Raw genomic sequence first — 10,103 nt, 5'->3', positions numbered from 1 at the left:
AGCCCTGCTCGCGCGCCGCCTTCATCAGCGCATCGAGCACCGCCCGGCCGACGCCGCTGCCGCGCATCGCCTGCGTCACCGCCATGCGGCCGATCTTCGCGACGCCGGGCACGTGCTCCAGCAGCCGGCCGGTGGCGAGCGCCGCGCCGAAATGGTTGTACGCGACGGCGTGGATGCAATCGGCATCGGCGTCGTCCCATTCGCGCTCCGGCGGGATCTTCTGCTCCTCGACGAACACCTCGGTGCGGATGCGCTGCGCATCGCGGCCGAGCTCGGCCCAGGAGCCGACGCGCACCTCCACCATCGGCTTGCCGGCCTCGAAATCCTGCAGCAGCTCGCGCAGCTCCTGCGGCACCGGCTTCGAGCTGTGCGCGACCGGATCGGCGAACACGTAGACCAGCTCGGCGCGGACCAGCAGCTGGTCCTGCCGGAAAGCGGCCGCGCTGAACACCATCGACGAGGTGCCGATGCGCCCGCAGCGCACGCCGATGTCGAGCACGTCGTCGTAGCGCGCCGAGCCTTCGTACTCGAGCGTGGACTTGCGCACGAACAGGTCGCCGCCGAGATAGTGCATCGTCGACGCGTACGGCATCGCGAGCGCCCGCCAGTAGCCGGCGACCGCGGTATCGAAGTACATCAGGTAGTGGCCGTTGAAGACGATCTGCTGCAGGTCGACCTCGGCCCAGCGCACGCGCAGCCGCTCGAGGAATCGGAAATCGGTGCGTTTCATGACAGCAAGGCCTTCTTCAGTGCGGCGGCGATGGCGTCCTGCGCGGCGACGGCTTCGTCGAGCTCGCGCGCCATCTTGATGAAATCGTGCGTGACGCCGCGGTACAGCTCCAGCTCGACGGCGACGCCGGCGGCGCGCAGCCGGTCGGCATAGGCCACGCCCTCGTCGACCAGCGGATCGCATTCGGCCAGCACCACGCAGGCCGGCGCGACGCCGTCGAGGTCGGGGGCGTTCAGCGGCGCGAAGCGCCAGTCGCCGCGGTCGGCATGATCGATGTAGTGGCCGAAGAACCACTCGATGCCGCGCGCATCGAGCAGGAAGCCTTCGGCGAACTCGCGGTGCGACGGCGTGTCGGCGTACGCCGTCGTGCCGGGCGTGATCAGCACCTGCAGCGCGAGCGGCAGGCCGATGTCGCGCGCGTGGATCGCGCTGACTGCGGCCAGCGTGCCGCCGGCGCTGTCGCCGCCGATGGCCATGCGGCGGGCGTCGAGCCCCATCGTCTCGGCGCGTGCGGCGAGCCAGCCCAGCGCGGACCAGGCGTCGTTCACCGCGGTCGGGAAGCGATGTTCCGGCGCGAGCCGGTAGTCGAGCGCGACCACCGCGGTGCCGCTGCGCAGCGCGAACTGGCGGCACAGGCTGTCGTGGGTTTCCAGGTTGCCGATCGTGAAGCCGCCGCCGTGCAGGTACATCATCAGCGGCAGCCGGCCGGCCGACGGCGCGTAGAGCCGGGCCCGCAACGGCGTGCCGTCGCTCGCCGGCAGCGTGAAGTCCTCGACCCGCGCGAGCGATGCGCGCGGCGGGTCGATGGTCTCGGCGGCTGCGGTGTAGACCTCGCGGGCCTGCGCGACCGGCATGGTGTGGAACGGGGGGCGCTTGGCGCGGCCGATGCGATACAGCAGGCTGCTCATCGCGGGGGTCAGGGGATGCGAGCTCACGGGGGGCGAGTGTGCCAGAGCATACTGGCCGATCCCATCGCAACATTGCGCAACGCCCCGCACCGCYATGGCCTTCATCTATTACCTCACGCAGATCCAGCTCGACTTCGGCGCGGTGAAGCTGCTGCCGGCCGAATGCGAGCGCATCGGCATCCGCAAGCCGCTGGTCGTCACCGATGCCGGGGTGCGCGCGGCCGGAGTCCTCCATCAAGCGCTGGCCGCACTGGGCGACCTGCCGCACGCGGTGTTCGACGGCACGCCGTTCAACCCGACCGAGGCGGCGGTGCGCTCCGCGGTGCAGGCCTGGCGCGAGCACGGCTGCGACGGGCTGATCGCGGTCGGCGGCGGCTCGAGCATCGACCTGGCCAAGGGCGTCGCGATCGCCGCGACGCACGACGGCCCGATGAAGACCTACGCCACCATCGAAGGCGGCAGCACGAAGATCACCGACCGCGTCGCGCCGGTGATCGCGGTGCCGACCACGGCGGGTACCGGCAGCGAGGTCGCGCGCGGCGCGATCGTGATCGTCGACGACGGCCGCAAGCTCGGTTTCCACAACTGGAACCTGATGCCGCGCGCCGCCATCTGCGACCCGGCGCTGACGCTGGGCCTGCCGCCGCTGCTGACGGCCGCGACCGGCATGGACGCGATCGCGCATTGCCTGGAGACCTTCATGGCGCCTGCGGTGAACCCGCCGGCCGACGGCATCGCGCTCGACGGGCTGGAGCGCGGCTGGGCCCACATCGAGCGGGCCGTGCGCGACGGGCAGGACCGCGAGGCGCGCTGGAACATGATGAGCGCGAGCATGCAGGGCGCGATGGCGTTCCAGAAGGGATTGGGCTGCGTGCATTCGCTGAGCCACAGCCTGGGCGGCGTGAACCCGAAGCTGCACCACGGCACGCTGAACGCGATGTTCCTGCCGGCGGTGGTGCGCTTCAACGCAAGCGCCGAATCGATCGTGCGCGAACGGCGGCTCGCGCGCATGGCGCACGCGATGGGCATCGGTTCGTGCGATTCGAAGGGCACCGAGGTGGCCGAGGCGATCCGCGCAATGAACGCGCGGATCGGCCTGGCGCCCGGGCTCGCGGCCCTCGGCGTCACCGAAGACCTGTTCGAGCGCGTGATCGACGGCGCAATGGTCGACCACTGCCACAAGACGAACCCGCGCCTGGCGACGCGGGAGGACTACCGCGAGATGCTCGCGGCGTCGATGTAGCGGCTCAGGCGTGTTCTTTCGCGTCGAAGAACTGCTCGTCCTCGGTCGAGCCCTTCAGCGCCGCCGTCGACGCATCGCGCTCGATCGTCGTCGTCACCGCATCGAAGTACCCGGTGCCGACCTCGCGCTGGTGCTTCACCGCGGTGAAGCCCTTCTCGGCCGCGGCGAACTCGGCCTCCTGCAGCTCGACGAAGGCGCTCATGTTGTTGCGCGCATAGCCGTAGGCCAGGTTGAACATCGAGTAGTTCAGGCTGTGGAAACCGGCCAGCGTGATGAACTGGAACTTGTAGCCCATCGCGCCGAGCTCGCGCTGGAACTTCGCGATCGTCGCGTCGTCCAGGTTCTTCTTCCAGTTGAAGCTCGGCGAACAGTTGTAGGCCAGCAGCTTGCCCGGGAACTTCTTGTGGATCGCATCGGCGAACGCCTTCGCGAACGCCAGGTCGGGCTTGCCGGTCTCGCACCAGATCATGTCGGCGTACTCGGCATAGGCCAGGCCGCGGCTGATGGATTGCTCGAGCCCGTTGCAGGTGCGGTAGAAGCCTTCGATGGTGCGCTCGCCGGTGGTGAACGGCTTGTCGTTGTCGTCGACGTCGCTGGTCACCAGGTCGGCCGCCTCGGCATCGGTGCGGGCCAGCAGCACGGTGGGCGTGCCCATCACGTCGGCCGCGAGGCGCGCCGCCACCAGCTTGGCCACCGCTTCGCGCGTCGGCACCAGCACCTTGCCGCCCATGTGGCCGCACTTCTTGACGGAGGCGAGCTGGTCCTCGAAGTGCACGCCGGCGGCGCCCGCCTCGATCATCGACTTCATCAGCTCGAAGGCATTCAGCACGCCGCCGAAGCCGGCTTCGGCATCGGCCACGATCGGCGCGAAGTAGTCGCGGTAGTCGGCGTCGCCCGGGCCCTTGCCCTCGGACCACTGGATCTGGTCGGCACGCTGGAAGGTGTTGTTGATGCGGCGCACCACCATCGGCACCGAGTTCGCCGGGTACAGCGACTGGTCGGGGTACATCTCGCCGGCCAGGTTGGCGTCGCCCGCCACCTGCCAGCCGCTCAGGTAGACCGCCTTCAGCCCGGCCTTCACCTGCTGCATCGCCTGGTTGCCGGTCAGCGCGCCGAGCGAGTTGACGAAGGGCTCGGTGTTGACCAGGTTCCACAGCTTCTCGGCACCGCGCTTGGCGAGCGTGTGCTCGATCTGCAGCGAGCCGCGCAGCCGCACGACATCGGCGGCGCTGTAGCCACGCTTGATGCCCTTCCAGCGCGGGTTCTCGGCCCAGTCTTTTTCGAGGGCTGCGATCTGTTGCTCACGGGTCGGTTGGCTCATGTCGGTCTCCGGAAGTGACGGTGTGGAAAAACGAGGACTTGATGGCTTCAAGAATAGGAGCCGGCCGTCTCTTTCGGAAGACTTGTGTCTTATATAAGACTAAAAATAATATTCAATGAAATCAATGACTTGATCTGATGATTTCTGGATGCGAAATCAACTTCTTCCATCTGGAAGAATGAGCGTGCCACGGTGGCATTGAATTACCACAATGCGAAATGATGTTTTCTTGATGCGGAAAGCTGAAACGCGAGGCGCGCATCTTGCGAGGTGCGCTTCTTCTGTCACCTGCGCGCCATGCTGCGCAGCCATGATCGCGAACTTTCAAGGAGGGCCTGCCCGTGTCGTACCGTCGTTTTTCAAGCCGCCTGCGGCTGTGTCTGCTGGCCTCGGTGTGTGCAGGCCTGAGTGCCTGTGGTGGCGATGATGGGTCGCCTTCCGGCGAGCCGGCCGCCTCGCTGACCCTCTCCGGCACCGCGGCCACCGGCAGCGCGCTGGCGAATGCCCAGATCGCCGTGCGCTGCGCCGACGGCAGCCAAGGCAGTGCCACCACCCGCGCCGATGGCGGCTATTCCGCCGCCTTCAACGGCAAGCTGCCCTGCGTGCTGGAGGCCGATGCCGGCGCGCTCGGCAAGCTGCACTCGCTGGCCACGGGCAGCGGCAGCACCGCCACCGCCAACATCACGCCGCTGACGGAAGCCGTGGTGGGCAAGTTCTCGGCCGACACCGTGGCCTGGTTCGCGGGCTTCGATACGGCCGCGGGCGCGAAGCTCGGTGCCGCCGATGTCGCTGCCGCCCAGGCCGCGGTCAAGGGCGAGCTGGCGGCCAACGGGGTCGCCATTCCCGCCTCGGTGAGCGACTTCCTGGCCGGCGCGCTGGTCGCCGCCTCGGGTGGCACGCCCGGCAACGAGCACGACCAGCTCCTCGACGCACTCGCCGCCAAGACCTTCAGCATCAAGCTGGTGGCGATGAACGACTTCCATGGCGCCATCACCGCGCCGGCCGCCACCAATGGCGGCACGGTGACCCTGCCCGACCCGGCCAATGCCGCGGGCACCAAGGTCAACGTGGGCGGTGCGGCCTACGTGGCCACCGCCATCAAGGCGCTGCGCGCCAAGGGCCCCAACAGCGTGGTGGTGGGCGCAGGCGACATGACGGGCGCCTCGCCCTTCGTCTCGTCGGCGACGCACGACGAAGCCTCGGTGGACGTGCTCAACCGCATCGGGCTCGAGATCACCTCGGTCGGCAACCACGAGTTCGACTACGGCCGGGCCGAGTTGCTGCGCAAGCAGAATGGCGGTTGCTTCCCGGTCTCCGGCGCCCAGGGCACCGTGGGGGCCGACACCTGCTTCATGGACGCCGCCACCGGCACCTGGTCCGCCAGCGGCGGCAGCTTCAGCGGCGCGAAGTACAAGTACCTGGCCGCCAACGTGGTCGACCAAGCGAGCAGCGTGCCGCTGCTGCCGGCCACGGCCATCAAGCGCTTCGGCCCGGTGGCAGTGGGCTTCATCGGCCTGACGCTCAAGGGCACCACCGAACTGGTCGCCGGCACCGGCATCAGCGGCCTGAGCTTCCTGGAAGAGTCGGCCACCATCAACAGCCAGGCGAAATCGCTGAAGGCCGCCGGCGTGCAGGCCGTGGTGGTGCTGATCCACCAGGGCGGCGTGTCGACCGCGACGACGGTCAACGACACCAGCTGCCCGGTCAGCTTCGGCGACCTGGGCGGCATCCTCGACAAGCTCAGCAGCGACATCGACGTGGTCGTCAGCGGCCACAGCCACCAGGAATACGTCTGCAACTACACCGGCAAGGCCAGTGGCAAGCGCTACGTGGTCACGCAGACCGGCTTCTACGGCGGCGCGGTCACCGACATCAACCTGGGCATCAAGCTCAAGACCGGCGTGACCTCGATCGATGCCGCCACGGTGCCCATCATCCAGGCCGACAACAATGCCGGCGTGACGGTGCCCGCGGCCTTCGCCACCTTCGCCAAGGATGCGGACATCGCGGCGCTGGTGGACAAATACGTCGCCGTCTCCAACACGCTGGCGCAGAAGCAGGTCGGCACGATCGGCGGCAACCTGATGCGGGCGCTGTTCACCGGCACCACCAACCGCGACGAGTCCGCCGAGGGGGTGATGGGTTCGGTGATGGCCGATGCCTACCTGTACGGCACGCCCAACGGCGCCGACTTCGCGGTGGTCAACCCGGGCGGCGTGCGCGCCGACCTGACCTGCGCTGCCGGCGCGAGCACGCCCTGCCCGGTGACCTACGCCCAGGTGAACACGGTCGCACCGTTCGCCAACACGGTGGTCAAGGTCACCGTCACCGGCGCGCAGGTGATCCGCCTGCTCGAGCAGCAGTGGGAGGCGCCGAACTGCACTGCCAAGTTCAACCCCGCGACGCTGCAGTACGGGCGCCTGCTGCAGGTCTCCGGCGGCCTGACCTACAGCTACGACAACAGCGTGAACGCCTGGACCACCGGCGCCAACCCGACCGACTGCGCGGCCGCGGGCACCGGTCACCGGGTGGTGGTGTCGTCGGTCAAGGTCAACGGCGTGGCGCTGGACCTCACCAGGACCTACACGGTCAGCACCAACAACTTCCTCGGCCTGGGCAGTGGCGGGGACAACTTCAACGTCCTCGCGAAGCAGGGAACCAACGTGGTGGATTCCAAGGTGATCGACCTCGACGCGATGATTGCCTACTTCCGCGAGAAGTCGCCGGTCGCCCCCACGACGCCGCGCATCACGCGCCTCAACTGATGCGGCGTCGTTCGACCCTTGCCCGGGCAACGGCCGGGACCGTCGCCGGCCTGCTGTGCGGCCTGCAGGCGCTGCCGGCCTGGGCGCTCGACGCGGCGCAACGGCGCGCCCTGAACGAGGCCGTGCAGCAGACCTCCCAGGCCTGCCTGCACGAGATGCACCACGACACCGACGAGTTCTCGGCGTGCGTCGATGCGCGCCTGCTGAGCACCGCGGGCAAACCGGTGGAGCAGCTCGGCACCGCCTACCTGGGGCTGGTGGGTTGCGTGTCGGCCGCGCGCATCGCCACCTTGCATTCGGACGTCTGCGCGCAGGCCTACCTGGCCCGCGTGGACCCGCTGCGCAAGCGCTTCAAGCTGAGCGACCAGGACCTGTGCCCGACGGTGGCGGGCGACTGCCGCAGCCGGCTGGCGCAGATCGAGGCCCTGCGCCGGGGCAGCAAGCCGCGGAAATAAAACCGCAGGGAAGACCCCAGCGAAGACCGCAAAATCGCAGGATGAGCAGCTTCGCCTTCCTGTCGAACAACGCCTTCCTGAAGGCGCCCGTGGCGTCGGCCGACACGCCCTTCGCGGTGGCCGGCATCGCCTGGGACGGCGCGGTGACGAACCGCCCCGGCGCGCGCTTCGGCCCGCGCGCGATCCGCGAGGCGAGCCACATGCTGTGCGACGGCATCCACCCGTTCTTCGACACCACGCCCGAAGGCCGCCTCGGCGATGCCGGCGACCTGCTGCTGCCGAACACCAGCCTCGAGCGCATGCGCGCGGCGATGGGCCCGCAGGTGGCGCCGCTGATCCGCGCGCACCACATGGCCTGGCTGGGCGGCGACCACTCGATCACGCTGCCCTTGCTGCGCAGCTATGTCGAGTGGCTGGGCAAGCCGCTGGCGGTGATCCATTTCGATGCGCACTGCGACACCTGGGCCGATCACTTCGGCGAGCCGAGCGGCCACGGCACGTGGGTCTACGAAGCGATCAACGAAGGCCTGGTGATCAAGGAGTGCTTCACGCAACTGGGCATCCGCTCGGCCGGCCAGCGCGAGGCCCGCGAGTACGTGCGCGACCAGGGCGGGCAGATCTTCACCGCCCGCGAACTGCGCGGCCTCGACGGCGCGGTGCAGATGCAGCCGGTGCTGTCGGCGATCCGCAACCGGCTGTCGCGTCACGGCAATCCGCCCGTCTACCTGAGCCTGGACATCGACTGCCTCGACCCGGCCTTCGCGCCCGGCACCGGCACGCCCGAGCCCGGCGGCATGACGACCACGCAGGTGCTGACGGTGCTGGAAGAACTGGCCGACCTGCCCTTCGTCGGGATGGATTGCGTGGAGGTGTCGCCGCCGTACGACCACGCGGAAATCACCAGCTATGCGGCGGCGAGCTTCGTGTGGACCTACCTGTGCGGACGGTTGGCGAAGCCTGTGCACCGCTGACCGGCGACTTTGCACCTGACCGATTCAGTAGGTCGGATGGCTTTCTTTGAAAAACTCGGCAGCCCAGTTTTCCGTGGGATTCCCGGCAACCACCGAACACATGTCTTCCGCTTTCAATGAGATTTCACCAAGTTTCTGGAATGTAGCCTTGACATAAATTTCGCCGCTTTTGAATCCAATTTTACCAAGGATCGCAACATCCTTGTATTCCTGGAGATATAATATGTCCACCACCCTGCCCCTGCTTCCATTCTTGGCGGCAGCCTCAATTGCATGCTGTTGATCCAGTTGAAGGCAATTACTGGAGAATACAACGATCAACCTGGCGCATGTATCTGGAATGTGGCTGTTGATGATATTTTTCACTGCACTGGTCGCAGCAAGGTATGAAGGACTCAACTCAGTGCCGTCAGGATTTGAACCATGGCCAGCACCAGATTTTTGAAGCTTCACACCAATTGCAATGGTGGGATTATTGCCCGCCGATTTGATGATATCCTTCATGGCGGTCATGTAGTTTTCATGCATGTCCTTGCATTCACTACCCTCGGTGACATCTTTAAGCCTTGTATTGAAATTATTAGAAGTGACGAAGACTGTTCCCGGCCCAGCCCATTTGCTCTCGCCGGACTGCGGCCCCTGAGGTTTCGGCGGTGAAATTTCTTGAGTTTCGACCGGCAAAATTTCCTGGATTTTTGGGACAAGGTTCTCGAACCAGGGATTCCTCTGCTCCCCGGAGGACGATTGAAAAGATCCCGAGCATCAGTCGACTTCTTGTTGCCAGGAAGACCAGGGCGCTGGGGAGGCTGCGCCGAAGTGGTCGAATTATTAAAGACAGTCCCATTCAAATTCGCATCCGCCGATTTTCTATTATCTTTCAAAGACTGCCCCAAAGCGTTGACGTCTACGGGAGCAGAGCCTGCATTACTAACACCGCGGCTGCCGGGAAGACCCTTGCGGGAAGGATTGGTTGGGTAAGGGTTCATGAATGCGACTCCTTTGAGAAAACGACGCATCACCGACTCCGAGATGGCCTCGAACCGGCCATGCAGCACTCAGCCTAGGTAACAGGCGGGGTTTGGAAGTTCCACTCCCCGGTTGGCATCAAACCGCCAGCGCCGTCGTCTTCTTCACCGTCCGCAACACCAGCATCGAGTTCGAGCGCACCACCCCCGGCAGCCGCTCCAGCACCTCGGTGTGGAAGCGCTCCAGGTCGCCCGCATCGCAATAGGTGAAGCGCAGCAGGTAGTCGTTGGTGCCGGCGACGTAGAAGCAGTCGAGGATCTCCGGCACGTCGCGCACCGCCTGCTCGAACTCGGCCATCGCGGCCTGCGTCAGCTTCTCGAGGTTGACGATCGTGAAGCTCGTCCCCGGCTGGCCGACCGCCTTCGAATCGATCAGCGCCACGTACTGCGCGATCACCCCGCCGTCTTCCAGCGCCTTGACCCGCCGCAGGCAGGCCGACGGCGACAGGTGGACCCGCTCGGCCAGTTCGACATTGGCCAGCTTGCCCTCGACCTGCAACACCCGCAGGATGTGCCGATCAATCGCATCGAGTTGCACCTTCGGCTTGCTGCTTGCCATATCCTGCGAATCCTTGATTGGTTCTTCGCATGATATTGCGGCACACCCTGAAATCGAGTTGCTTTGCGCAAGCAAATTTCGCGGCAGCCCGGCTAGACTGCGTGACGGAAATCACATGCCCTCTGG

General features: G+C 66.5%; 9 protein-coding genes. 4 read left to right on the top strand and 5 right to left on the bottom strand.

What is annotated here, in order from left to right:
• Both AC1D01_RS09860 and AC1D01_RS09855 read right to left on the bottom strand, forming a co-directional pair.
• The coding region (locus tag AC1D01_RS09860) for a YbgC/FadM family acyl-CoA thioesterase (RefSeq protein WP_477865863.1) at nucleotides 1-730 on the bottom strand (730 nt) is incomplete at its 3' end.
• Entirely contained in the window at nucleotides 727-1,638 is a 912-nt protein-coding gene (locus AC1D01_RS09855; protein ID WP_477865864.1) for an alpha/beta hydrolase, read from the bottom strand. The genes AC1D01_RS09860 and AC1D01_RS09855, both read right to left, overlap by 4 nt.
• Before the next feature lie 94 nt (nucleotides 1,639-1,732).
• On the opposite strand from AC1D01_RS09855, the gene AC1D01_RS09850 reads away from it, so the two are divergent.
• Nucleotides 1,733-2,881: an iron-containing alcohol dehydrogenase gene (locus AC1D01_RS09850; RefSeq protein WP_477865862.1), complete on the top strand. Its 1,149-nt coding sequence runs from the start codon at nucleotides 1,733-1,735 to the stop codon at nucleotides 2,879-2,881.
• Between the two features lie 4 nt (nucleotides 2,882-2,885).
• Here AC1D01_RS09850 and aceA read toward each other — a convergent pair whose 3' ends face one another.
• Nucleotides 2,886-4,202, bottom strand: a complete 1,317-nt coding sequence (gene aceA, locus AC1D01_RS09845; RefSeq protein ID WP_477865861.1) for an isocitrate lyase — start codon at nucleotides 4,200-4,202, stop codon at nucleotides 2,886-2,888.
• A 341-nt stretch (nucleotides 4,203-4,543) separates the two neighbouring features.
• On the opposite strand from aceA, the gene AC1D01_RS09840 reads away from it, so the two are divergent.
• Genes AC1D01_RS09840 through speB form a run of 3 tightly spaced genes read left to right on the top strand, consistent with a single transcriptional unit; the run spans nucleotide 4,544 to nucleotide 8,393 of the window.
• The gene (locus AC1D01_RS09840) at nucleotides 4,544-6,967 is read left to right on the top strand and encodes a bifunctional metallophosphatase/5'-nucleotidase (protein WP_477865860.1); all 2,424 of its coding nucleotides are present in this window, start codon (nucleotides 4,544-4,546) and stop codon (nucleotides 6,965-6,967) included.
• Nucleotides 6,967-7,422 (top strand): hypothetical protein, encoded by a 456-nt coding sequence (locus AC1D01_RS09835; RefSeq protein ID WP_477865859.1) that lies wholly within the window; start codon nucleotides 6,967-6,969, stop codon nucleotides 7,420-7,422. The genes AC1D01_RS09840 and AC1D01_RS09835 overlap by 1 nt, the downstream gene beginning before the upstream one ends.
• A gap of 41 nt (nucleotides 7,423-7,463) precedes the next feature.
• Nucleotides 7,464-8,393, top strand: a complete 930-nt coding sequence (gene speB / locus AC1D01_RS09830) for an agmatinase (protein WP_477865858.1) — start codon at nucleotides 7,464-7,466, stop codon at nucleotides 8,391-8,393.
• 24 nt (nucleotides 8,394-8,417) lie between these two features.
• Here speB and AC1D01_RS09825 read toward each other — a convergent pair whose 3' ends face one another.
• Together AC1D01_RS09825 and AC1D01_RS09820 are read right to left on the bottom strand one after the other, a co-directional pair.
• Nucleotides 8,418-9,074: a hypothetical protein gene (locus AC1D01_RS09825; protein ID WP_477865857.1), complete on the bottom strand. Its 657-nt coding sequence runs from the start codon at nucleotides 9,072-9,074 to the stop codon at nucleotides 8,418-8,420.
• A 423-nt stretch (nucleotides 9,075-9,497) separates the two neighbouring features.
• The gene (locus AC1D01_RS09820; protein ID WP_073467839.1) at nucleotides 9,498-9,977 is read right to left on the bottom strand and encodes an Lrp/AsnC family transcriptional regulator; all 480 of its coding nucleotides are present in this window, start codon (nucleotides 9,975-9,977) and stop codon (nucleotides 9,498-9,500) included.
• Nucleotides 9,978-10,103: the final 126 nt, after the last annotated feature.

Source organism: Rhizobacter sp. P3_B12, from assembly GCF_056402895.1.
This window is presented reverse-complemented; position numbering and strand designations above follow the sequence as displayed.

What these genes read in the sequence shown, in the direction of transcription:
- AC1D01_RS09855 (WP_477865864.1), bottom strand. Translation starts at nt 1,638, where the DNA reads ATGAGCAGCCTGCTGTATCGCATCGGCCGCGCCAAGCGCCCCCCGTTC.
- AC1D01_RS09850 (WP_477865862.1), top strand. Translation starts at nt 1,733, where the DNA reads ATGGCCTTCATCTATTACCTCACGCAGATCCAGCTCGACTTCGGCGCG.
- aceA (WP_477865861.1), bottom strand. Translation starts at nt 4,202, where the DNA reads ATGAGCCAACCGACCCGTGAGCAACAGATCGCAGCCCTCGAAAAAGAC.
- AC1D01_RS09835 (WP_477865859.1), top strand. Translation starts at nt 6,967, where the DNA reads ATGCGGCGTCGTTCGACCCTTGCCCGGGCAACGGCCGGGACCGTCGCC.
- speB (WP_477865858.1), top strand. Translation starts at nt 7,464, where the DNA reads ATGAGCAGCTTCGCCTTCCTGTCGAACAACGCCTTCCTGAAGGCGCCC.
- AC1D01_RS09820 (WP_073467839.1), bottom strand. Translation starts at nt 9,977, where the DNA reads ATGGCAAGCAGCAAGCCGAAGGTGCAACTCGATGCGATTGATCGGCAC.